Source organism: Chthonobacter albigriseus, assembly GCF_013839445.1.
In the GTDB taxonomy this organism is placed as follows: domain Bacteria; phylum Pseudomonadota; class Alphaproteobacteria; order Rhizobiales; family Pleomorphomonadaceae; genus Chthonobacter; species Chthonobacter albigriseus.
On sequence record NZ_JACDIT010000002.1, the window covers coordinates 321414 to 344804 of the forward strand.

At 69.2% G+C, this 23391-nt stretch carries 21 protein-coding genes; 9 read left to right on the forward strand and 12 right to left on the reverse strand.

Annotation, left to right across the window (positions count from 1 at the left end; genetic code table 11):
• Positions 1–23 precede the first annotated feature (23 nt).
• Positions 24–1679, forward strand: a complete 1656-nt coding sequence (locus HZ321_RS09635) for a thiourocanate hydratase (RefSeq protein ID WP_181702070.1) — start codon at positions 24–26, stop codon at positions 1677–1679.
• An 84-nt stretch (positions 1680–1763) separates the two neighbouring features.
• Here the strand turns inward: HZ321_RS09635 and hutX are convergent, their stop codons facing one another.
• From hutX to HZ321_RS09650, 3 genes are read right to left on the reverse strand one after another with little or no spacing between them, the layout of a single operon-like run.
• A complete protein-coding gene (gene hutX / locus HZ321_RS09640; protein ID WP_181702071.1) occupies positions 1764–2273 on the reverse strand; it encodes a heme utilization cystosolic carrier protein HutX in 510 nt (169 codons plus the stop codon).
• A 20-nt stretch (positions 2274–2293) separates the two neighbouring features.
• Complete coding sequence (gene hmuQ / locus HZ321_RS09645) at positions 2294–2635, reverse strand: heme-degrading protein HmuQ (RefSeq protein ID WP_181702072.1); 342 nt, start codon at positions 2633–2635, stop codon at positions 2294–2296.
• 41 nt (positions 2636–2676) lie between these two features.
• Entirely contained in the window at positions 2677–4770 is a 2094-nt protein-coding gene (locus tag HZ321_RS09650; RefSeq protein ID WP_181702073.1) for a TonB-dependent hemoglobin/transferrin/lactoferrin family receptor, read from the reverse strand.
• A 258-nt stretch (positions 4771–5028) separates the two neighbouring features.
• On the opposite strand from HZ321_RS09650, the gene HZ321_RS09655 reads away from it, so the two are divergent.
• From HZ321_RS09655 to HZ321_RS09665, 3 genes are read left to right on the forward strand one after another with little or no spacing between them, the layout of a single operon-like run.
• Positions 5029–5928, forward strand: coding sequence for a heme/hemin ABC transporter substrate-binding protein (locus HZ321_RS09655; protein ID WP_181702074.1), 900 nt, complete (start codon positions 5029–5031; stop codon positions 5926–5928).
• Entirely contained in the window at positions 5925–6995 is a 1071-nt protein-coding gene (locus HZ321_RS09660) for a FecCD family ABC transporter permease (protein WP_181702075.1), read from the forward strand. Before HZ321_RS09655 ends, HZ321_RS09660 begins: the two co-directional genes overlap by 4 nt.
• Positions 6992–7777 carry a heme ABC transporter ATP-binding protein gene (locus HZ321_RS09665; RefSeq protein ID WP_181702076.1) on the forward strand — a complete coding sequence of 262 codons (786 nt, stop codon included), beginning with the start codon at positions 6992–6994 and terminating at the stop codon, positions 7775–7777. The genes HZ321_RS09660 and HZ321_RS09665 overlap by 4 nt, the downstream gene beginning before the upstream one ends.
• 6 nt (positions 7778–7783) lie before the next feature.
• Here HZ321_RS09665 and HZ321_RS09670 read toward each other — a convergent pair whose 3' ends face one another.
• Positions 7784–9898 (reverse strand): DUF294 nucleotidyltransferase-like domain-containing protein, encoded by a 2115-nt coding sequence (locus HZ321_RS09670; protein WP_181702077.1) that lies wholly within the window; start codon positions 9896–9898, stop codon positions 7784–7786.
• Between the two features lie 72 nt (positions 9899–9970).
• Positions 9971–10591: a hypothetical protein gene (locus HZ321_RS09675; protein WP_181702078.1), complete on the reverse strand. Its 621-nt coding sequence runs from the start codon at positions 10589–10591 to the stop codon at positions 9971–9973.
• Between the two features lie 273 nt (positions 10592–10864).
• Here HZ321_RS09675 and HZ321_RS09680 point away from each other — a divergent pair, with 273 nt between their 5' ends.
• From HZ321_RS09680 to HZ321_RS09700, 5 genes are all read left to right on the forward strand, one after another.
• Complete coding sequence (locus tag HZ321_RS09680) at positions 10865–11122, forward strand: DUF4212 domain-containing protein (RefSeq protein ID WP_181702079.1); 258 nt, start codon at positions 10865–10867, stop codon at positions 11120–11122.
• A gap of 10 nt (positions 11123–11132) precedes the next feature.
• On the forward strand, positions 11133–13127 hold the full coding sequence (locus HZ321_RS09685; protein WP_181702080.1) for a sodium:solute symporter family protein: 1995 nt from the start codon (positions 11133–11135) through the stop codon (positions 13125–13127).
• A 106-nt stretch (positions 13128–13233) separates the two neighbouring features.
• The gene (locus HZ321_RS09690) at positions 13234–13542 is read left to right on the forward strand and encodes a YggT family protein (RefSeq protein WP_181702081.1); all 309 of its coding nucleotides are present in this window, start codon (positions 13234–13236) and stop codon (positions 13540–13542) included.
• 12 nt (positions 13543–13554) lie between these two features.
• Positions 13555–13872 (forward strand): hypothetical protein, encoded by a 318-nt coding sequence (locus HZ321_RS09695; protein WP_181702082.1) that lies wholly within the window; start codon positions 13555–13557, stop codon positions 13870–13872.
• 135 nt (positions 13873–14007) lie between these two features.
• Positions 14008–14490, forward strand: coding sequence for a hypothetical protein (locus tag HZ321_RS09700; RefSeq protein WP_181702083.1), 483 nt, complete (start codon positions 14008–14010; stop codon positions 14488–14490).
• A gap of 12 nt (positions 14491–14502) precedes the next feature.
• Here HZ321_RS09700 and HZ321_RS09705 read toward each other — a convergent pair whose 3' ends face one another.
• The 7 genes from HZ321_RS09705 to HZ321_RS09735 all read right to left on the reverse strand — a co-directional run bounded on the left by HZ321_RS09705 (position 14503) and on the right by HZ321_RS09735 (position 23061).
• Positions 14503–15975 carry an amidohydrolase family protein gene (locus HZ321_RS09705; protein WP_181702084.1) on the reverse strand — a complete coding sequence of 491 codons (1473 nt, stop codon included), beginning with the start codon at positions 15973–15975 and terminating at the stop codon, positions 14503–14505.
• Between the two features lie 10 nt (positions 15976–15985).
• Positions 15986–17506, reverse strand: coding sequence for an amidohydrolase family protein (locus tag HZ321_RS09710; RefSeq protein ID WP_181702085.1), 1521 nt, complete (start codon positions 17504–17506; stop codon positions 15986–15988).
• Between the two features lie 39 nt (positions 17507–17545).
• Positions 17546–18427 (reverse strand): ABC transporter permease, encoded by an 882-nt coding sequence (locus HZ321_RS09715; protein WP_181702086.1) that lies wholly within the window; start codon positions 18425–18427, stop codon positions 17546–17548.
• Positions 18424–19371 (reverse strand): ABC transporter permease, encoded by a 948-nt coding sequence (locus HZ321_RS09720; protein WP_181702087.1) that lies wholly within the window; start codon positions 19369–19371, stop codon positions 18424–18426. The genes HZ321_RS09715 and HZ321_RS09720 overlap by 4 nt, the downstream gene beginning before the upstream one ends.
• Before the next feature lie 148 nt (positions 19372–19519).
• A complete protein-coding gene (locus HZ321_RS09725; RefSeq protein WP_181702088.1) occupies positions 19520–21136 on the reverse strand; it encodes an ABC transporter substrate-binding protein in 1617 nt (538 codons plus the stop codon).
• Positions 21137–21169: 33 nt separating this feature from the next.
• Positions 21170–22018 (reverse strand): ATP-binding cassette domain-containing protein, encoded by an 849-nt coding sequence (locus tag HZ321_RS09730; protein ID WP_181702089.1) that lies wholly within the window; start codon positions 22016–22018, stop codon positions 21170–21172.
• Positions 22015–23061, reverse strand: coding sequence for an ABC transporter ATP-binding protein (locus HZ321_RS09735; RefSeq protein ID WP_181702090.1), 1047 nt, complete (start codon positions 23059–23061; stop codon positions 22015–22017). Before HZ321_RS09735 ends, HZ321_RS09730 begins: the two co-directional genes overlap by 4 nt.
• Positions 23062–23391: the final 330 nt, after the last annotated feature.

Sequence of the window (23391 nt, forward strand, 5' to 3'; positions counted from 1 at the left end):
CAAGAAGACCAGGACGCGATGCCATGCCCAATCCCCGTTTCCCGATCCCCGGCGGCCCCGCGTTGCGCGCCAAGGGATGGCGCCAGGAGGCCCTATTGCGGCTCCTGGAGAACGTGCTTTCGGTGGGGGAGGACCCGGACAACCTGATCGTCTATGCGGCGCTCGGAAAGGCGGCGCGGAACTGGGCGGCGCACGACCGGATCGTAGAAGCGCTGAAGACGATGGACGAGGACCAGACGCTGGTCATCCAGTCGGGCAAGCCGATCGGCCTTCTGAAGACGCACAAGGACGCGCCGCTCGTCATCATGGCCAACTGCAACATCGTCGGCCAGTGGGCGAAGGCGGAGGTGTTCTACGACCTGCAGGAGAAGGGGCTGATCTGCTGGGGCGGGCTGACGGCCGGCGCCTGGCAGTACATCGGCAGCCAAGGCGTCATCCAGGGCACCTACGAGATCTTCATGCGCATCGCGGAGAAGCGGTTCGGCGGCGACCTTCGCGGCCGCTTCGTGCTCACCGCCGGGCTCGGCGGGATGGGCGGGTCGCAGCCGCTGGCCGGCCGGATGGCGGGCGCGGCGATCCTCTGCGTGGACGTCGATCCGGAGCGGGCGGAGAAGCGCCGGGCGATCGGCTACCTCGACGAGATCGCGCCCGACCTCGACAGCGCCCTCGCCGTGATCGACCGGGCGGCCAAGGCCGGCGAGGCCCGCTCGGTCGGGCTCGTCGGCAATGCGGCGGACGTCTATCCGGAGATCGTGCGGCGGGGGATCGTGCCCGACGTGGTCACGGACCAGACCGCGGCGCACGACCTCGTCTACGGCTACGTGCCGAAGGGCTTCACCCTGGCCGAGGTGCGCGCGCTCCGCGTCACCGATCCGGCGCGGCTGATGGCGGAAAGCCGGGCCTCGATCGTCGACCATGTGCGGGCGATGCTCGCCTTCCAGGCGGCCGGCGCGGAGGTGTTCGACAACGGCAACCTGATCCGCACCCACGCCCGCGACGGCGGCGTCGCCAACGCCTTCGACATCCCGATCTTCACGGAGGCCTATCTCAGGCCGCTGTTCTGCCGGGCGATCGGGCCGTTCCGCTGGATGGCGCTGTCGGGCGATCCCGAGGACATCCGGATCATCGACGACCTTGTGCTGGAGCGCTTCCCCGACAACCGGATCGTTTCCAACTGGATCCGGCTCGCGCGGGAGAACGTGCCCTTCGAGGGGCTGCCGGCGCGGATCGCCTGGCTCGGCCACGGCGCGCGGACGGAGCTGGCGGTCGCCGTCAACGACCTCGTCGCCAAGGGTGCGCTTGCCGGGCCGGTCGCTTTCTCGCGCGATCACCTGGACGCGGGCGCGATGGCGCATCCGAACATCATGACGGAGAACATGTTGGACGGCTCCGACGCAATCGCCGACTGGCCGCTGCTCGACGCCATGGCGCTCTGCGCCTCGATGGCGGACCTCGTCGTGGTGCATTCCGGCGGCGGCGGCTACGCCGGCTTCATGACCAGCGCCGGCGTGACGCTGGTCGCGGACGGCACCGACGCGGCCGACCGGCGGCTCCGGCACGCGCTCACCAACGACACCTCGCTCGGCATCATGCGCTACGCCGACGCCGGCTACGACGAGGCGGTGGACGAAGCGGCCGCGAAGGGGCTGGACTGGTTCGACCTCAGCGGCCGGGCGTGAATGTGCCGGGTCCGTGCGCGGCTGGGGAAACCGGCGCACGGGCCCGGCGTCTTCGCAGATGGGGCTGCGAAGCCTTGGTCGCGGTCAGGCGTGGGCCGCCCGGAGCGCATCGAAGCGGGTGAGCAGCGCCGGCTTCAACGCGCGGGTCTCGTCGCGGGGCACGAAGACCTTGAACATGGCGTGACCGTCGCCGTTCAGGAACCAGACCGAGCAGGAGCGGCGGCCGTGGAACTGCCGGTCTACGATGGCGACGGCAGCGCAGCGGTCGCGGCGGATGTGACCGCCGATCGGGCTGTCGCCGTGGATGTTGAACCAGCCGTGGCCGTGGCTGCCGGAGGGGAGCGGGCCGTTCACCTCCAGCACGATGTCCTCGGTATGGACGATGAGGAGGACTTCCTCCCAGCCCGCGAGGTCGGCCCAGATGCTCTCGAAGCTGTCGGCCGGGAGAAAGGCGACCTCCCCCGGCCCGAGCGCTTCCAGAACGTCGCGCGGGGTGAGGCCGGCGTCCTTGGCGATGGTCTCCACGACGCCATCCGGACGGGCCGCGAGGGCGATCCGCAGGCGCTGGTCCGGCGCTTCGACGGTTGTGGACATGTCGGTGCTCCTGCGCGCGCTCATGCCGCCAGCTCGGTGCGCTTGCCGTCGCGGTCCTCGGTGAGGATCACCTCGAAGCCCTCGAAGTGCGGGCCGCCGAGGTAGATGGCGCGGGTCTCGCCGGCCCGAGCATGGGCGGCGCGGAACTGCTCCGACTTCGTCCAGGCGAGGAACTCCTCGTGGCTCGCCCACACGGTGTGGGAGGCGTAGAGACGGTGATCGTCGTGGAGCGGGCCGCGCAGGAGGTGGAACTCCAGGTAGCCCGGCACCTCGGACAGGCGACGCTCGCGATCGCGCCAGATGGTCTCGAAGATCTCCTCGCTGCCGAGGGCGACGCGGAAGCGGTTCATGGCGATGTACATGGGTCTGGTCCTTACTTGGTTCGGGGGCTGGTCGGGGCGGGTCAGCCGCCGAGGCGGGCGTTGAGGGTGAACATGACGGAGAAGCCGGGCGACGGATCGTCGTTCAGGTACTCCACGTACTGGGTGTCGAAGAGGTTCTTCACGTCGACGCCCAGGGTGACCTCCTCGGTCAGGTCGTAGGAGGCGAACAGGTTGAAGAGGTTGTAGTTGTCGCTTTCCGGGGTGCCGGAGGGCACCCGGGTCTGGCCGGCGACGGCCTCCACCTGCGCGCCCACCGTCAGCCGCTCCTCCAGGAAGCGGAAGCCGAGGGTGCCGACCACGCGGTCCGCCGGGATGGAGCCGAGCGCCTCGCCGGTGATGTCGTTCTCGCCGCGGATGCGGGCGGCGGAGAGGCCGACGAAGGCGAAGCCCTGGTCGTAGGTCGCTTCCAGTTCGAGGCCTTCGATCGTCGCCTGCGAGACGTTCTGGTACTGGTAGGTCATCACGCCGCCGGAGAAGCCGATGCGGCCATCGATGAAGTCGTCCACCTCGTTGTGGAACCAGCCGGCCTTCAGGCGCAGGGCGTCGCCTTCCATGAAGAGGTCGTCGCGGCTGTAGTTGAGGCCGAATTCCACGTTGTGCGCCGTCTCCGGCTGCAGGTTCGGGTTCGGCAGGAAGTCGAAGCCGGGGTGCGGGCCCGAGACGAGCGTCTCGGTGATCGACGGCGCGCGGTAGCCCTCCGCGTAGGAGCCGTAGAGTTCCAGGCCGCGGGCGAACGTCGCCTCGAAAGGCGTCAGGCCGACGGCGATCTTCGGCGAGAAGCGGGTGCCGTCGCCCTCCACCGGGTCGCCGTTGGTGTCCTCGCCGGCGAAGTCATAGCCGTCGAAGCGGAGCGCGGCGGTGACGGTTAGCCAGTCCGAATACGCCAATTCGTCCTGGATGTAGGCGCCGTAGACCGTGCGCTCGCCGGAGGGCGTAGAGACCGCGCCGGTGCCTCCGGGCACGTCCGCCGTGTCGACGTCGTCGGAGAAGGCGTCGACGCCGACGGTGACGGCATGGCTGAGCGGGCCGGTATCGAAGCGGGCCGTGTTCGCCGCGTCGAAGCCGAGCGTGCCGATGTCGAAGGTCCGGTCGCGGCCGGCGTTGGCGCCGAAGACGTAGGTCTCGGTCTTGTCGGTGCCGGTCCAGTAGGCGGACACGTCGAAGTCCAGCCAGGCGAGATCCGGGTTCTCGTAGCTCCACTTGGCCGTCGCGGTCTGGCCGAACACCTCCGTGTCGTAGGCTGAGGTGGCCGAGGCGACCCGGGTGTAGTCGGTCAAGTCGGCGAGATAGGACGCGGTGATGCGGTTGAAGTCGTTCGCCTGGATCTCGGCCTTGAGGAGGCCGGTGATGTCGTCGGCATCCGAGCCGGTGATCGGGTCGCCGCTGCCGTCGCGGCGGGTGTCGTTGCCGCGATAGGCGAGCGCGCCCAGGACGGCAAAGCTGTCGGTGATGCGGTAGGCCGCCCGCGCGCCGGCCTTGCGGCCGTCGCCGTTGGTCTCGTAGGCGCCAAGCGTCTCCACGGCCCAGGTCTCACCTTCCCCCAGAAGGTCGGACGGCGAGATGGTGTCGAAAGAGACCACGCCGCCGATGGCACCCGAACCGTAGAGGTTGGCGATGGGTCCGCGCACCACGGTCGCCTTGCCGATCAGGAAGGGATCGGGGAGGAAGACGCCCGTGGTGCCGTGGCCGTTCTGGCTGAAATTCTGGCGGGCGCCATCCACGGTGACGGCCACGCGGCCGGAGTCCTGCAGGCCGCGGACGTTGACGACGGTGCTCTGGTCCGTGCCGTCCGAGGCGACGGCGACGCCGGGGACGGTCGCCAGCAGATCGGTGGCACGGCGGGCGCCGGCGTTGGAGGGCTGGCCCGGGGTCACCACGCTGACACCGGCCAGCGCGTCGATCGGCGCGCCCTCGGTGCGGCTCGCCGAGAGCGTAATCGTGTCGAGGGTGATCTCGCCGCCCGGCTGCAGACAGGGCTGACCTTCAGGACAATCCACCGCCGGCGTCGCTTCCGGTTGGACGACGGCGTCCTGCGCGAAGCCGTCGGCCGGGCGGGCGATCAGCGCGGTGGAGAGGAGCAGCAGGAGCTTCAGAGAACGCGTTCCGTTGGACATGGGGCCCCCGTTCCCGCGGCCGACAGGGCGTGCGCGGGCGGCGGCGCGCTTTCGCGCACCAGATTGATCGGATTGGCAAAACCGGAGCGGCGGGAGGCGCCGTTCCGTCGGCTGACCCTTGCGCTGATATTTAATCCTGAGTATCATAGTCAAGTTATTTGTTGCGAATGGCTCGCAACTTTAGAGCGGTTCCAAACTGACGACGCGTCGGGCGCCCCTGCCCTTCGCGACCGCCGATCGCTTGCCTGGAGAAACCCGATGACCCTGCCTTCCCGCCCCCCGGCTGCGCGGACCAACGTGCGCTTCTGCGCCGCGTTCGCGGCCTGGATGAGCTTCGCGGCGCTCGCCCATGCCGCCGAACCCGCCACGCGGATCGTCTCCGTGGGCGGGTCGGTGACGGAGATCCTCTACGCGCTCGGGGCGGCGGACCGGATCGCAGCGGTGGACACGACCAGCACCTACCCGGCCGACGCCGCCGCCAAGCCGGACGTCGGCTACATGCGTGCGCTGTCGGCTGAAGGCGTGCTCTCGGTGGCGCCGGATCTCATCCTGGCGCAGCAGGGCGCCGGCCCGCCGGACGCGCTGGCGGTGCTGCAGGCGAGCGGGATCGCCTATGTCGCCGTGCCGGACGAGCCGAGCCCGACCGGCGTCGCGGCCAAGATCAAGGCTGTGGGCGAAGCGGTAGGCGCTCGGCCGGCGGCCGATGTGCTGGCTGCGGACGTGGTCGCGGCGTTCGACGGACTAGCCGAGGAAACGCGAACGATTCCAGAGCGCAAGCGGGTTCTCTTCGTGTTGTCGCTGGCCAACGGCCGGATCACGGCGGCGGGGCGCGATACTTCCGCGGCAGCGATGATCGCGCTTGCCGGCGGCATCAACGCCGCGGACGGGTTTACCGGATTCAAGCCGATGGTGGACGAGGCGGTGATCGCGGCGGCGCCAGACGTGGTGCTGGTCATGCCGCGGGGCGAGCACGCGACGACGGCCGACGCGGTGTTCGCCCTGCCCGCCTTCCAGTCCACGCCGGCCGCCGCGAACAGGGCGCTTCTCTCGATGGATGGGCTTGCCCTGCTGGGCTTCGGCCCGCGGGCGCCGGCCGCCGCGCGCGATCTCGCCGCCGCGCTCTATCCCGGCCGGATCAGCCCGGCGACCGCGCCATGACGGTGGCAGCGATGAGTTCGCGGACCCGGCCGGCCGGCGACCGGTCGCGACGGGCCGCCGCGGTCACGGCGGCGTCCGCGGCTTTGGCGGTCGCAGCGGCGGTGCTGTCGCTCGCGATCGGGCCGACGGGCGTCGATCTCGGCCATCTCGCCGCGTATCTCGGCGGGGAGCCGATCGCCGAGCGCGACCGGATCATCCTGGAGGCGGTCCGGCTGCCGCGGATGGCACTGGGTGCACTCGTCGGGGCCGGGCTGGCGGTCTCCGGAGCGATGATGCAGGGGCTTTTCCGCAACCCGCTCGCCGATCCCGGCCTGGTCGGCGTGTCGTCCGGCGCGGCGACGGCGGCGGTGGCGGCGATCGTGCTCGGCGGCGGGGTGCTGGCGCCGATCGCCGGGCTGCTCGGCAGCCACTTCCTGCCGCTGGCGGCCTTCGTGGGCGGGCTGGCGAACACCGTGCTCCTCTACGTGATGGCAACCCGCGGCGGGCGGACGTCGACGACCACGCTGATTCTCGCCGGCATCGCGGTGGGGTCGCTGGCCGGCGCGCTGACCGGGCTGTTCATTTTCGGCGCGGACGATGCGGCGCTCCGCGACATCACCTTCTGGAGCCTCGGGTCGCTGGGTGGTGCGACGGCGGTGAAGGTGCTGGCGGTGCTGCCCTTTGTGGCGGCGGCGCTGGCGACAATCCCGTTCGTTGCGCGCGGGCTCGACGGGCTGGCCCTCGGCGAGGCGGAGGCGATGCACCTCGGCGTTTCGGTGGAACGGCTGAAGCGCGTCGTGATCCTGGCCGTTGCAGCGTCCAGCGGAGCGACCGTGGCCGTCACCGGCGCCATCGGCTTCGTCGGGATCGTGGTGCCGCATCTCCTCCGGCTGGCGATCGGCCCCGGCCACCGCTTCCTGCTGCCGGCTTCGGCCTTCGGCGGCGCGGCGCTGCTGCTCCTGGCGGACACGGTCTGCCGGGTGGTGGTCGCGCCGGCCGAACTGCCGATCGGGATCGTGACGGCGCTGATCGGCGCGCCGGTGTTTCTGGCCATCCTGCTCAACCGGCCGACGGAGGACGCGGGATGATCGAGGCGCACGACCTCTCCTACCGGCGTGGCGCGCAGCGGGTGATCGACGGCGTATCCGCGGCGGTGGAAGCCGGACGGGTGACGGTGGCGATCGGCCCGAACGGGGCGGGCAAGTCCACGCTCCTGAAACTGCTCAGCGGCGAAATCCGGGCCGACAGCGGGGCGATCCGGTTCGGCGACCGGACGCTCGGCACGCTGTCGCCGGCCGATCTGGCGCGGCGGAGGGCGGTGCTGCCGCAGAAGGCGGCGCTGGCGTTTCCGTTCACCGTGCACGAGATTGTCCGGCTCGGAGCAGTGGCCGGCGGCAGCCGCGACCCGGACCGGATCGCGGCCGACATGCTGGAGGCGGTCGGTCTCGGCGGCTTCGGGGGCCGGCTCATCATGCATCTCTCCGGCGGCGAGCAGCAGCGTGTGCAGTTCGCCCGCGCGCTGGCGCAGGTGCCCGTTCCGGCGGACCGCGGCGAGCCGCGCGCGCTGTTCCTCGACGAGCCGACATCGAGCCTGGACCTGAAACACCAGATCGGGCTCCTCACCGTCGCCCGCGACTTCGCCCGACGCGGCGGCGCGGTGTTCATCGTGCTGCACGACCTGAACCTAGCCGCAGAGTTCGCCGACGAGTTGTTGCTCCTGGAGGGCGGGCGGCTGTTCGCCTCGGGTCCGCCCACCGCCGCGCTGTTCGAGCGGGTGACGCGGGAGGTCTACGGGCTGGCGGGCGCCGCCTGCCGGCTGCCGGCGGCGGGCATCCCGTTCGTGCTGCCGCAGGCGCGGACGACCGGCTAGGCCGGTTCAGAACAGGAGATCGCGCGTCATCTCCGGCACGTGGCCGAGGCGGCTCAGGGCCGCCTTCAGGTCGGCGCGGACATCGCGGGGAATGCGGGCGATCTCCACCGCGTTAGACAAGCGCCGGCCGGCCTTGAGGTCGGCGAGCTGCTGGTCCAGGACCAAGCGCTGCAGGAGATCGTAGGCGGAAGCCATGTGCGCGAGATCGGCATCCTGGCCGACGGCTCGCTCGCGCAGGCCCTGAAGCCGGTCTCGCGTGGCGCGGCGCACTACGCCATGGCGGATGGAGAGCACGCGCGCGGCGGTGACGATCGGCAGGAAGCCGCCGCGTTTCAGGTCCAGGCGGCCGTCTTCCAGGCGGAAGCCGCCGAAAAGCTGGATCGGCGGCCGCCAGTTGTCGAGGTCGGCGGCGAGCAGCTTGAGGAACGGCAGGGAGGAAGCGCCCGTCGCGTAAGCGTGGTCGAGGACGTCGAGCGCCAGCGCGCCGTCGCCGTGGACGGCGCGAAGGTCGAAGAAGATGTCGACGGCGAGAAGGTCCTCGGCACCGGATCGGCGAACCCAGCCGTCGATGCGCTGGCGCCAGGTGTCGACGCTGCCGCGCCACGGGGCGTTCTTCACCATCACCCCGCCCTTGCAGAGCGGCAGGCCGGCAATGTCCAGGATGGCGGCGAGCCGCTCACCGAAGGCGGCGAACCAGCGGTCCTCCGGTCCGTCCGGCGCGCCATGCTCGAAGATGACGGCGTTGTCCTGGTCGGCCGCGAGCAGGCTGTCGCCGCGTCCGCCCGAGCCGAGCACGAGCAGCGCGAAGCGGCAAGGCGGCGGCCCCTCGCCGGCCTGAACCAACTCCGCCTCGGTCAGCATGGCGGCGCGCCGCGTGAGCGCGCCGACCTCGCGGGAGACGACGGCGACGGTGTCGGCGATCGGGACGTCCTCGGCGAGGAGGCTTTGCGCCAACTCCGGCAGCCGGGCGAAGGCGAGCGCGAGGGCCGGCGCGTCGGCGGCGACGTCGATCGCGTCGCCGAGGGCGATGGCCATGCCGGCCCGCAGGCGCAAGAGGTCGCGTGCGGAGACGGCGCCGACGAGACGCCCGGCCTCGTCCGTCGCGCCGAGGTGGCGGATTCCGAGCCGGTTCATGCGACCCATGGCGCGGTAGACGAAAGCCTCCGCCGGCACGGTGGCGATCGGCTTGGACATCACAGTTTGGAGGGGCGCCTGAAGGGCTGCCGCACCGCCGTCCGCGAGCGCGCGCATGACATCGCGCTCGGTGACGATGCCTGCTTCCGCCGCCAGCCTCGGACCGTCGGGGCCGGGCGGCAGGACGAAGAGCGAACTGACCTTCGCCGCCACCATCCGGCGAAGGGCGATCTCCAGGGTCTCGTCCGGCGTGGCGGTCTTCAGGTCCGTCGCCATCAGCTCACGGACCCGGTGGCGATAAGGGTAGCTGTCGAGGCGGGCGAGCGAGCGTTCGGCATCCTGCACCGCGCCGTCGGCCACCTCCCACCCCGCGCGGTGCTGGGCCTCCATGGCGTCCGTCAGCCGGCGGCAGGCTGCCTCGGCCTCGGCGATGGTCCGGATGCCACGCTCGCGCAGGCGGGGAACGAGGGCGAGGAAGATCTCGGCGGTCGCCTGGGCATCGCCGAGTGCGGTGTGCCGGCCGGCGATCTCCAGACCGAGCCAGCTGGCGAGGAGTTCCAGAGAGACGTCCGGCAGGTCGGGGTTGGCGATGCGCGCGAGCAGTCGCGTGTCGAGTGTGCGCGGCTTGCGCCAGGGGCGACTGGCGCGCTCCGATTCGCGCTTGAGGATGGCGAGGTCGAAGCCGATGGAGTGGCCGACGACCAGCGCGTCACCGATCCAGGCTTCGAGCCGTTCGGCCACCGGGGCGAACCGCGGCGCGCCGGCGACATCACCGTCCCCGATGCCGTGGATGCGGGTGGCGGAGGCGGGAATCGGTTCGCCGGGATCGACAAGGGTCTGGAACGTGTCCGACGCGGCGAGCCGACCGGCGCGGACGCGGACGGCGCCGATCTGGACGAGCCGCGCGCGCGCGGTGTCGAGCCCCGTGGTTTCCGTATCGAGGACCACGGCGTCGACCGCAATCAGCGGCGTTCCCCCCGGCTGCATCGGCGATCCTCCTGTCGCTGATCTCCCCTGTTGCAGGATGGGCCGGCGTAGCCCGCCGGGCCATGGCCTGGATCAAGCCACGGGCGTGTCGGCAGCGGTCAGAGCTGCGGCGAACTGCTGGGCGTCCAGCCGCTCCAGCAGAGTCTCGTGTGCGCGGCAGAGGTTGATTCGCAGGGTGCTGAGCAGCAGCGGACCGTCGTGGCGGGTCAACTCGGGGTGCATCGGCAGGCGCTTGAAGAACTGGGTGTGGCCGTCGAGCGCGATGTCCTTCACGGCCTTCGGCGGGGCGACGAGCGTGCGGTTGAGGCGCTCGGTGACGAAGACCGCCGCCTCCTGCCAGAAGCCTTCGTCGAAACCGCGCGGCAAGGGGTGCGCGGCGACGACGTTGCGGGCGGCCTCAGCGACGACCGGCACGACGACGTTCGCGTCGAGGCCGGCGCCACGCAGCGTCACGGCCGCCATCTCGCCGACGAAAGCCAGCCCGAGCGGGTAGTTGCGCCATGTCGAGGCCTCGATCGCCTCCTTGAAGGCCGCCTCCTTGAAGAGCTTCTGCCAGAGCACGCCAGAGCGGGCGCGAGAGTATTCCCAGGTGCTCTTCTGGACCAGGAAGGCCGTCTGTTCGGCCAGAAAATCCTGCAGCGCACCCGAATCGGCGATGCGCGGCGGGCGGCGGAAGATATCGAACAAACCCACGGGATGGTCCCTCCCCTCGACCGCGGCAGGTTGCTCCTGCCTGTCGCTCTAAGGTGAGGCATGGGAACGCGGACCGCAACGGGGGTCTGCCGATGGGTATAACATACGACTAAAAGCTATCTCCGTGTGTACTATCCTGTGAACACAACCTCTTTGACGAAGGTCTAAGCAGAAACGCTTAACCCAAAATGCTAATCGTTTTAGGGCCGTGTACCTGGAGGAGGGAGCACGGCCCGGCACGTCACGCCGACCACTCCGTCAGGGGGAGATACGATGGCAAATGGCAACCAGGAGGAATGGTGGGCCAGTACGCGAGGGCTGATGATCACGGCTCTCGTCATCTGGTTCATTTTCAGTTTCGGCATCCACTTCTTCGCCACGGCGCTGAACGGGATCGTCGTCTTCGGCTTCCCGCTCGGCTTCTACATGGCCGCGCAGGGGTCTCTGATCATCTTCGTGATCCTCTTGTTCTGGTTCGCAGGAGCCCAGGACAAGATCGACCGCGAACACGGCTTCGCCGAAGAAGGCTGAGGGGGAGACCATGGCAGCCCAAACCGGTGATGCATTCACCTCCAATCTGAGCCGCATCTACGCCACCTACACCGGCGGGTTCGCGGCCTTCGTGCTCCTCATCGCGGTGCTGGAGCAGATGGGAGTCCCCGACCATATCCTCGGGTACCTCTTCGTGTTCTTCACGATCGCCGTCTACGCGATGATCGGCGTCCTCTCCCGCACCATGCAGGTGTCGGAGTACTATGTGGCGGGCCGCAAGGTGCCGGCCTTCTACAACGGCATGGCGACGGGTGCCGACTGGATGTCCGCGGCCTCGTTCATCGGCATGGCCGGCACGCTCTACGCGCTCGGATACGACGGTCTCGCCTACATCCTGGGCTGGACCGGCGGCTACGTGCTCGTGGCGGTGCTGGTGGCGCCCTACCTGCGCAAGTTCGGCGCCTACACGGTGCCCGACTTCCTCTACGCCCGCTACGGCGGCAAGCTGGCCTCGATCTGCGGCATCGTCGTGCTGATGAGCTGCTCGTTCACCTACGTTGTGGCCCAGATCGTCGGCACCGGCCTGATCGCCAGCCGGTTCATCGGCATGGACTTCGAGATCGCGGTGTACGTGGGTCTCATCGGCATCCTGGTCTGCTCGCTGCTGGGCGGCATGCGGGCGGTGACCTGGACGCAGGTGGCCCAGTATATCGTGCTGATCGTCGCCTACCTGATCCCGGTGGTGGTGCTCTCGGCCCAGAAGTACGGCGTGCCGCTGCCGCAGATCATGTACGGCAACGTGCTGCAGGAGATCACGGCCCGCGAGCAGGAGATGGTCGCGCAGGGCCTGGTAGCGGCGGAGGCGCTGAAGCCTCACACCCAACCGTTCGCCAACCTGGATCCGCTGAACTACTTCGGCCTGATCCTCTGCCTGATGGTGGGCACGGCTTCGCTGCCGCACGTGCTGATGCGCTACTTCACCACGCCGAGCGTGCGTGACGCGCGCAAGTCCGTGGCGTGGTCGCTGCTGTTCATCTTTATCCTCTACTTCACGGCGCCGGCCTACGCCGCCTTCGCGAAGCTGGAGATCTACACAACCGTGATCGGCGCCCAGGTTGCCGATCTGGCCGCCAACACCGACCTCGCCTGGCTGTTCAAGTGGGGTTCGATCGGTCTCGTCAAGATCTGCGGCGTGGACGCCGCAAGCGCACAGGCGGTGATCGACGCCTGCGCCAAGGTGGCCGACCATCCCGGCATCGTCCGGCTGGCCGACTTCCGGATCGACAACGACGCCATCGTGATCTCCACCCCGGAGATCGCGGGCCTGCCCTATGTCATCGCCGGCCTCGTCGCCGCCGGTGGCCTTGCGGCAGCACTCTCGACCGCCGACGGCCTGCTTCTGGCGATCGCCAACGCGCTCAGCCACGACATCTACTACAAGATGATCGACCCGAACGCGCCGACCGCCCGCCGCCTGATCATCGCCCGCGTCCTGCTGGTCATCGTGGCGGTGTTCGCAGCCTATGTCGCCTCGTTCCGCCCCGCGGACATCGTGGCGATGGTGGCCTGGGCGTTCAGCCTGGCCGCCGCCGGCCTGTTCCCCGCCCTCGTGCTCGGCATCTGGTCCAAGCGGACCAACAGCGCCGGCGCGATCGCGGGCATGATCGTGGGCTTCGGCCTGACCCTCTACTACCTCGTGGGCACCCGCTACTACGCGATGGGCTTCTACGAGATGTGGTCGGGTCTTTCCGGGGCATCGGAAGCGGCGATCACCAAGTACAACGACCTGAAGGCCGCATGGGAAGCCGCCGCGCCGGAAGCCAAGGAGGCAGCCTGGAAGGCGTTCGACACGCACGCCCAGACCGTCGCCAACTGGTTCGGCGTGCGCAACATCTCCGCGGCGCTGTTCGGCATGCCGATCGGCTTCATCGTGATGATGGTGGTCAGCCGCCTCACTCCGGCACCGTCCAAGGAACTGCAGGATCTCATCGACGAGATCCGGCGTCCGAGCGGCGGCGTCGTAATGAAGGAAAAGTCGGCCTGACGATGGCCTGACGACCAGGGCGGCGGGGTCCCTCGATCCCGCCGCCTTTCTTGCGCCCCGCATCGGGCCTGTGACACCGTTTGGACAAGCTGGGCTGGAGAGGTTGATGCCGGAGAGCAATCCGTTCTGGGACACCTGGTATTTCCACGTTCCGAACTACCTCCTGGCGCTGGCGATGTATCTGATGATGGGCCGGCTGCTGCTGACGCCCATCGTGCCGCCGGAGTCGCAGAACTACATCTGGCGGTCCTTCGTGCGCCTCACCGATCCGGTGCTCAGGCTGGTCGCCGTGATCACCCCCGGCGCGACGCCGCCGATCGTGATCCTGGTGTTCGGCTTTCTGTGGATCTTCATCGCCCGCATCGCGCTGTTCGTCGGCCTCGCCGCCGCCGGGCTGGCGCCGACGGCCGGCTGAGGGGGCGGCCCAATGTCCAACCAGTCCTTCTATGCAGCTCTGCTCGGCTTCGCGATCGTCAACGGCATCTTCTCGCCGGCGACCGCGATGACCTTTCTGCTCCATCCGATCTGGTATCCGCCGATCGCGCCCTTTTCGCTGCCGATCGTGTTCATGTTTGCCTCGCTGATCGTGTCAACCGCAACGATCATGATCGCCGGCGTGCCCGCCGCGATCTACGAGCATGTCAGCGGGCGACGCGTCGACAATCCCGTGTCGGCGTGGATCTGGCTGGCCGGCACCGCCGTCCTGTCGCTGCCGGCGGTGACCCGGGCGCTCGGACTTCTCTAAAAATTGACCCGACTTCTTCACGGATTCAGGTGAACGTAACGGCGCCGGGCTACGTTAGAGCTCTGCGGCAGCCGGGGGGCGGCCGTGCCCTCGCCGGAACTGCCTTTCCGGCACTGTACGGGGAGAGCCGAGACGATGAATCCGATCCGTCAGATGGCCTTCGAGAGCGTCGCCCGGGGAACGGGTTTCGCCGGACTTGCGATCGTGTGCATCCTGGTGGGGTTGTGCTGGAATCCGCCGCTGGCGGCCAAGACCGGCGGCATTCTCTGCCTGATGACGACGCTGACGCTGGCCGCCAAGGGATACACCGCGGCTTCGCGCGATCATCGGCTGACCGAGGCCTGGCTGCTCCTGGCGGAGGGCGAGCGCCCGCCGGCCGCCGTCGCCCAGCGGATCACCGCGTCGGCGCTGCAGGAGGCCTACTATTCCTTCGCGGTCAAGGGAGCGGCGATCAGCATCGCCATGTTCGGCCTGGCGGTGGTGTTCGCAGCGGCTATCCCGCCGGAGATGCTGCAGCTGAAGGGCCACAGGGTGGCCGCGCCGATCAGCGCCCACCACAGCAACGGATCGCCCGACCACTTCCGCTCGATCGCGTATGTCCGGGCCTTCAACGGCTAAGGCTCGCCGCGGTCAACCTTCCACGACGGGATAGCTCGAGCTGAAGATCTCGCCGACCGGCGGATGCCGGAAGGTGCGATCGGGGTAGCGGGCGACGAGGCCGTCGAACTGGGCCTGGGCGCGCGCCGTATCCGCCTTCTCGTCGACGCCGGGGATGATCCGGTTTTCCATCACGAAGCGGCCGTCGATGACGACGGTGGAAACATCGCGGCCCGAGGCGGCGATCAGCAGCGTCTGGATGGGGTCGATGACCTGGCCGATCGCCGGGCTTTTCAGGTCCACCACGATCAGGTCGGCGCGGCATCCCGGCGCGAGGCGGCCGAGGTCCGGACGATGGAGCGCGTCGGCGCCGCCAAGGGTGGCGGCGTCGAAGTAGTCCTCCGCGCGGCAGGCGGTGTCGTCGCTCTCCACGAAGCGGTTGACGAGCAGGCCGACCTGCATGTTGAGGATCATGTCGGGCGGCGCGGTGTCGGTGCCCATGCCGACCTTGAGGCCGCGCGCGCGGTAGCGGCGGAAGCTGTCGAGCCCGTCGCCGAAGCGGGCGGACACCAGCGGACAATGGACGATAGCGCTGCCGGCTTCGGCGATGATGTCGAGGTCGCGGCCGGGCTCGTCCATGTTGCGCGAGGGGCTGACGAAGGTGCCATGCGGCAGCAGCGTCCGATCGTCGAGGAAGCCGAGGCGGTCCAGCCACTCGATCGAGGTGCAGCCGTGCAGGCGGCGGACGGTGTCGCGCTCGAAACGGCTCTGGGCGCAGTGGAGGCGGACCGGCACGCCGAGCTCCCGTCCGGCGGCGGCCGTGCGGGTCAGCAGCGCCTCGGTGCAGAACTCGATGCGGTCCGGTGCCAGCATGGTGCGGACGAGGCCGCCCGCCCTGCCCTCGACGTCGCGGCAGAAGCGGATCGCCTCGTCGAGGCCTGCGAGCCCGCGCGGCTCGTCGAAGTGGAGGACGATCGACCCGTCGCCAGCCACCAGCGAAGTGCCGGTGCGGTAGTTGGGGCCGAGGTAGACGCGAAGGCCCAGCCGCTCGGCGGCGTCCGCGGCGGCGGCGAACTCGTCGTAGGTTTCCGCCCAGGCCCGGTAGAAGGGCGAGGCGATGGGGAGTGCGGTGGTGACGCCGTTTCGGATCAGGCGGCAGAAGGCATAGTGCTTCTGGAAGGCCAGTTCCTCGGGCGTGTACATCTCATAGGGACCGGCCTCGAAGTAGTCGACGGGCCAGACCCGGCCGGTGCGCCATTCCGGATGGTTGTCGAAGGAGAGGATGGTGGTGTCGAGGTCGGAGAGGGCGTCGAGGTCGACGAAGCCGGGGGCGATCAGCGCGAAGCCGTAGTCGATCCGGCGAGCGACCTCGCCGGAAAAGCCGTGGCCGACGAACAGGATCGCGCCGTCCTCGAACACCACTTCGCCCCGGCGATAGAGCTTGTGGCCGCCGTCCCTGAAACCGACCACCCATTCGGCGGTGACGAGAACCCGTTCTCCGGCCATGGCGTCTCCTTCAGGCGATCCGGCCGGAGCCGTAGGGCGGTACCCATCGCATCATGCCGACGTCCTGGGCGAGCGCCCGGTCCAGCATCGCCTGATAGTAGGGCTTCAGGCGCTCCGCGTGCGCGTGGATCTTGTCGAAGGTTTCGGCGTGTTCGGCCATCGCCGCGCGGATCTCCGCCTTCAGCGCCGCCTCGTCGACGGTGGTGAGCTTGCCGTCGCGCATCACGATACGACCGGCGACCATGGTCATGACGACGGAGGAACCGTTCTCGCAGAATACCAGCTGGCGCTTCAGGTCGTTGAGCGGCGTGAAGGCGATGGTGTCGAGGTCGACGAGGATCAGGTCGGCGTCGTAGCCCGGTGCGATACAGCCGATGCGATCCTGAAGGCGCATGGAGCGGGCACCGCCGAGGATCACCGCGTCGAGGATCTCGTCCTCGCGGGGCCAGCGACGCCAGTCGGGATCGGCGACCTTCTGGACGAGGCCGACCTGCTTGGCGGCGGACCACACGTTGGCGCTGTCGTCCACCGCCGCCTCGTCGGTGCCGATGGCGATGGGGATGCCGGCGTCGCGGAGCGCGCGGAACGGCATGACGCCGGAGCCGACCTTCAGGTTGGAGATCGGATTGTGCGCCACCGAGCAGCCGGAGGCGGCCATGCGCGCGATGTCGTCGCCGTCGACCCAGATGGAGTGGATCACCATCTTGCGCTCGTCCAGACAGCCGAGGTCGTCGACGTAGGCGACCAGCGACTTGCCGTAGAGCTCCTGGCCGAGCACGCGCTGCAGGCGGGTCTCCAGGATGTGGATGTTGAAGGCGAGGTCGTGCTCGGCGGAGAGCGCGGTGAGGTCCTTCAGGTACTGCGGCGTGACGCGCTGCGGCGCCGAGCAGGACACGGAGCAGCGCAGGCGCCCGTCCTCGGCCTCGTGCCAGCGGCCGATGAACCACTTGCAGAGCTCGATCAGCTCCTCGCCAGACTGGATCGGCGCGCGGCGCATGCGCTCGCGCTCCTCCTCCGGAAGCAGGTCCTTCAGGAACGGAAACTTCTCGTATTCCACCACGTTCGGCTGGTCGATCGCCACGGTGGCGCGGATGCCGCTGTCGCGGTAGGCGCCCATGATGGCGTCGATCGTCTCCGGATAGGGCGTCGGGTTGAAGAAGGCGTCGTCGTGGACAGAGGTGATGCCGAGCTTCAGCATCTCCATCGCGCCCAGCATGGAGCGGAGGTAGTAGAGCCGCGCGCTCGCCGGGGTGTCGCCGATCGGCGGCACCTCATAGAGCATGAAGAGCTCCAGCGGCATGTCCACCATCGCGCCCTTCAGGAGATTGGCGGGCGAGTGGAGGTGGGCGTTGACCAGGCCCGGCATGACGAGCTTGCCCGTGCCGTCGATCACCTCGGCATCCGGCGGCGCAGGGAGGTCCGGCCCGACCGCCGCGATGGTGCGGCCCGTGACAAGGACGTCGGCGCGGGGCCATTCCGTGCGGTCGGCGTCGAAGGTGAGCACGCGGGCGTTGCGGATCAGGATCGACATGGACAGGCTTCTTCTGCTCGGGCGACGGGCATGCGGTGGTCAGCTCCCCATCGAGGCGCGAACGCGCGGGTCGAGCGCGTCGCGGATGCCGTCGCCGACGAGGCTGCAGGCGACGACGAGGAGCGTGAGGAAGAGGCCGGGAATGGCCGAGACGTGCGGGGCGACGAAGACGACGGTGCGTCCCTCGGCGACCATGATGCCCCACTCGGCGCCGGGCGGCTGGACGCCGAGGCCGAGGAAGCTGAGGCCGGCGGCGGTGATGACGATGCTGCCGACGATGGTCGTGGAGTAGACGATCGCGGCGGACGCCACATTGGGCAGCAGCTCGGCGAAGAGGATGGCCGGGGTCGACGTGCCAGCCGCCCGCAGCGCCTCGACGTAGGGCATCGACTTCTGCTCCACGGTCGCCTGGTAGACGACGCGGACGTTGTAGGGCAGGAGCACGATGACCAGCGAGATCATCATGTTCTCCACGCCCGGGCCGAGGAAGGCCGCCACCATGATGGCGAGCAGCGCCATCGGGAAGGCGAAGAGCACGTCCATCACGCGCAGGATCGCGGCGCCGAGGCTGTCGTACCAGGCGGCGATCATGCCGATGGGGATGGAGATCGCGGCGCCGACCGCCACCGGGATGATGCCCGCCGCGAGCGTCAGCCGGGCGCCCCAGATCAGACGGGAGAGGATGTCTCGGCCCTGGTGGTCGAGGCCGAGGAGGTGGCCCTCGGTGCCGGGCGGCATCAGGCGGAACATCGGCGTGGCCTCGTCCGGCCCGAAGGGGGCCAGCCACGGCGCGAAGATCGCCGCGAAGCAGATCACGGCCAGAAGGAAGAGGCCCGTTGCGCAGGCGCGGTCGGAAAGCAGCACGCGCAGCGTCGGCGAGCGCAGCCAGCGGCGGCGCGGGGGCGTGGCGACGGCGGTCATGCGCTCCTCCGCGGGTCAAGCGCCTTGGCGAGCACATCCGAGATGAGGTTGCCGATGACGAAAACGGCGGCGATGGCGAGCACGCTACCCTGCACCACCGGGAAGTCGCGCTGGATGATCGCCTGATAGAGCTGCAGGCCGATGCCCGGCCAGTTGAAGACGATCTCGGAGAAGACCGCGTTGCCGAAGATGTAGCCGATCTGCAGGCCGGAGATGCCGACGTAGGTCGGCAGCACGTTGCGCACCGCCTCCAGGTAAACCACGCGCCGTTCCGACAGACCGCGTGCCCGGGCGGCGAGGATGTAGGGCTGGGTCATCACGTCGATCATCCGCCCGCGGGTGACGCGGGTGACGATCGCCAGCGACGAGACCGCCGTGGTGATCGCCGGCAGAACGAGGTGATGCAGCACGTCGGGCCAGCCGCCGGGGTTCGCCATGTCGTACATGCCGGAGATCGGGAACATCCGGAGCTGCAGGCCGAAGACGTAGAGCAGCACGATGCCGAGCCAGAAGGGCGGCATGGACGCGCAGAACAGCGTGAAGAGGACGACGACCCGGTCGCGCTTGGAGCGATGGTGGCCGCCGGCGATCGCAGCAAGGCCGAGACCGAAGGCGAGCACGAGGAAGAGGCTCGCGGCCATCAGAAGCAGCGAAGCGCCGATCTTGTCGAGGATCACCGTCGTGACGGGCACGCCGAGCGCGATGGAACGGCCGAAGTCGCCGCTGAGCACGTTGCCAAGCCAGATCCCGTACTGGATGAGGATGGGCCGGTTCAGCCCCAGTTCCTCGCGCAGCGCCTGCACGTTCTCCTCGGTGGCGCTGTAGCCGAGGATGAACCGCGCCACGTCACCCGGCACGAGTTGGAGCGCGACGAAGACAACGAAGGACACCCCGAGAAGAACCGGGATGGCGCCGAGCAGGCGTTTGGCGATCAGCATGAGCATGTCGGGGTCCGAGCCTCTCAATCCGGACCGGACGGGGCCCTTCGACAGGGCTCCGGCCGGCGGCTTGTCGGTGGCGTCGGGAGGGGGCGCCCCGGGGGAGCGCGCCCCGCCCCCCCCCCGGGGGCCGTTGGCGGGCACCCCCGGTCGATCACTCCCTGTTGACGCCGGGGGAGTCGGCCCAATGCTGCGGGGCGAGGACGAAGCCCTTGACGTTGGGACGCGTCACGTAGACCTGGATCGGCGTGTAGACCGGGATGAAGGCCGCATCGGCGGTGACGATGTCGCGCACCTCGTGAAGGGTCTTGATCATCTCCTCCTCGCTGGCGGCGCTGCGCGCCTTGGCGAGAAGCTCGTCCATCTTCGGATTGTCGTAGTAGCCGGAGTTGAAGCCGTTCGGCGGCATCGCGGCCTTGGTCAGGACGAGGTCGAGCCAGAAGAAGCCGGTCTCGCCCCAGGAGACCTGCATGCAGCAGGAGCCCTCGCGGATACCCTTGGCGAGCATGTCCCAGTAGGTGCCGTTGTCGAACACCTCGATGGTCGCCTTGATGCCGATGCGGGCGAGATCGCGCTGGATCCATTCCGCGTCGGCGCGGGTGTTGACGTCGCCGCCGCCGCCCATCGTCCAGTCGAGGCGGGTCTCGAAGCCGTCGGGATAGCCGGCCTCGGCCAGGAGCTTCTTGGCGCCTTCCGGATCATAGGGGAAGTCGCGGTACTCGGGGTCCCAACCGGGGCCGCCGAAGTTGAGAATGCCGTAGGCAGGCACCGCCATGCCGCGGCGCAGGAACTTGGCCATGCCCTCGCGGTCGATGGCCATGGCCATCGCCTTGCGCACGCGCACGTCCTGGAGCGGCTTTTCCTTGAAGTTCAGCCAGATCGGATAGACCGTCGCGGCCGGACCCTTGAAGACGGTGAGGCCCTGGGCCTCCAGGTACTCGATGCTGTCCGGCGACGGGGTGGCGATCATGTCGAGCTCGCCGGTCATCAGGCCGAGCTCGCGGGTGGCGACCTCAGGGATGCCGCGCAGGATCAGCTTGTCGACCTTGGGCGTGCGCTTGGGGTCCCAGTAGCTGGCGTTCTTGGTGAGTACGGCCTTCTCGCCGACGACGCGCTCGGTCAGCATGAAGGGGCCGGTGCCGACAGCGTTGGCGTTGATGCCGTCGTTGCCGTACTTCTCCACCGCCGCCGGGGAGATGAAGCGCGGGGTGCCGGAGCCGCCGGCCGCCATGCGGCGCAGCAGTTCGGAGTTCGGCTGCTTCAGCTTGATCTCGTAGGTGTAGTCGTCGACCACCTTGTAGCTGGCCACGTCGCCCCAGACCCACTGCATCATGCCGACGGCGCCGGGCTGGTGGAACTGGAAGCTCGGATCCAGCATGCGCTTCATGTTGAAGTCGACCGCGGCGGCGTTGAAGTCGGTGCCGTCGTGGAACTTGACCCCCTGCCGGAGCTTGAAGGTGTAGGTCAGCTTGTCCTCGCTGATCGTCCAGGACTCCGCGAGCGCCGGAACGATCGGCGGGGCCGGTACGTCGGCGACCAGCAGGTCCTCGGCGACGAAGCCTTCGTAGACGTGGCTGAGTGCCTTGAAGGTGTTCCAGGTGCCGGAGATGTGCGGATCGAGCTTGGCGAGGTCCGCCTCGATGCCGATCGTCAGCGTGGTCTCGGCCGAGGCCTTGCCGACCGTGCCGAACAGCGACGTCGATGCGAGCGCCGCCGCCACAAGGATGCCGGCGATACCGCGCCGGGTTGTCGAAAACAGCTTCCCTGTCATCGTGTTTCCCTCATTTGCTTGAGCGAAGGCCGTTCAGGCCGCGCCGGTGTCGACCCCTTCGAGGCGTCTCGTCAGGGCATCCCAGTCGGGCGGCGCGTCCAGGCGGAGCACGCCGTCGAGAAGGTTTCGGGTGTAGGGGTGTTGCGGGTCGTTCCAGACCGCCTCGGCCGTGCCGCGCTCCACGACGCGCCCGTGGCGCATGACGACCACCTCGTCGGCCATGAACTCGATGAGCTTCAGGTCGTGGGTGACGAAGAGGTAGGTCAGGCCGAGCTCGGCCTGGATGTCGAGCAGCAGGTTGAGGATCTGCGCCTGGACGGAGACGTCGAGGGCGGAGACCGGCTCGTCGAGGAACAGGAACTTCGGTTCCAGCGCCAGCGCCCGGGCGATGGCGACGCGCTGGCACTGGCCGCCGCTGATCTCGTTGGGGTAGCGGGTCGCCTGCGACGGATCGAGCCCGCAGAGGCGCATCAACCGCTCGACCCGGTCGCGCGACTCCTGCCCCCGGATGCCGAAGTTGGCGAGCGGGCGGGCGATGTTGGCGCCGATCGTGCGGCGCGGGTTGAGCGACAGCAGCGGGTCCTGGAAGACCATCTGCATGTGCCGGCGGGTGGCGCGAAGGTCCTCACCGCCGATCGCGGTGATATCGCGCCCGTCGAAGTGGATGGACCCGGCGGTCGGCTCGATCAGGCGGATCAGCATGCGCCCGAGGGTGGATTTGCCGGAACCGGACTCGCCCACGCAGCCGAGCGTGCCGCCGGCGGGAATGGCGATGTCGACGCCTTCGACGGCGACCTTCTCCTCGCGCGCGCCGCCCCACCAGCCGCCCGACGTGAAGGTCTTGCCGAGCCCGCGGGTCTCGACGAGCGGTGCGGCGGTCATGCGCGCCCTCCCTCGACGTCGGTGAAGTGGCAGCGCACGCGCGTGTCGGCGCCGGCGGGCCTGAGGTTCGGGCGTTCGGTCCGGCAGCGGTCGACCGCCATCGCGCAACGCCCGGCGAAGCGGCAGCCGGTGGCGTCGGGCGGGACGGGCGCGGGGTAGCCCTCGATGTAGGCGAGCCGGTCCGTCCGTCGGGACGGGTCGGGCACGGAGGCGAGCAGCGCCTGCGAATAGGGATGGAAGGGCTTGGCGAGGATGGCGTCGACGCTGCCGACCTCCTGGATCTCGCCGCCGTAGAGCACGATCACGCGGTCGGCGAGCGAGCGGACGAGCGCGAGATCGTGGCTGACGAGCAGGATCGAGACGCCCGTCTCGCGCCGCAGGCGGTAGAGGTAGGCGAGGATCTGCATCTGGACCGCGACGTCGAGGGCGGTGGTCGGCTCGTCGGCGATCAGGAGGTCCGGGCTGCCGGCGAGCGCCATCGCGATGCAGACGCGCTGGCACATGCCGCCGGAGAGCTGGTGCGGGAACGACGCCGCGACGCGGGCCGGTTCGTGGAAGCCGAGCAGCGACAGAAGGTCCAGCGCGCGGGCAGAACGGGCGGTTCCCGTCAACTCCGGCGCGCAAGCGCGGAGCGTGATGTCGAGCTGGTCGCCGATGCGGTAGCTGGGGTTGAGCGCCGCGCGGGGCGTCTGCGAGATGTAGGCGATGCGCCGGCCGCGCAGGGCCTGCATCTCGCGCGGCGGGATGGCGAGGATGTCACGGCCGTCGAACAGCGCCTGACCGGCGATCAGCCGCCCCGGCTTGGGCACGAGCCCGAGCAGCGCGAGCGCGCTCACCGACTTGCCGGAGCCGGATTCGCCGACCAGGCCGACGATCTCGCCGCGGCCGATCGTGAAGCTGACGTCGTTGACGGCGCGGTAGGTACCGCGCTCGGTCTCGAAGTCGACCGTCAGCCCGGACACGGTGACGACCGGGTCCGTGGAGACCGCACGTTCGCTCCCACCGGCGCTGCGCACGCCGGTTCCGCCCAGACGATCACGCATCGTGATCACCCCTGATGGAATTGGCACGCCAACCCTTGGGAAATCGCCGAACAGTCGACGACCGCGCTGAAAAGAGGTTTGCAAGCGGTGTGCCAACCCCGAAGAAGGGTCGATCGGCCCGCGTACGCACGCTGGGCTTCAACGTTCCCGGTCATTCGCAAGTGGAATGTCGCTTTCAGAGGCACCGTCCTGGTCAATTTCCGCGCACGTCCAATTCGGATATGATCCCGTACGGGAGCAGAATTAGCGAGGGGCCGTGGATTCTCTCAAGATGCTCCCGCTCGGTAGCAAAGTCCGTGACAAAGGGTTGTTGAATGCGCTATGCTCCCG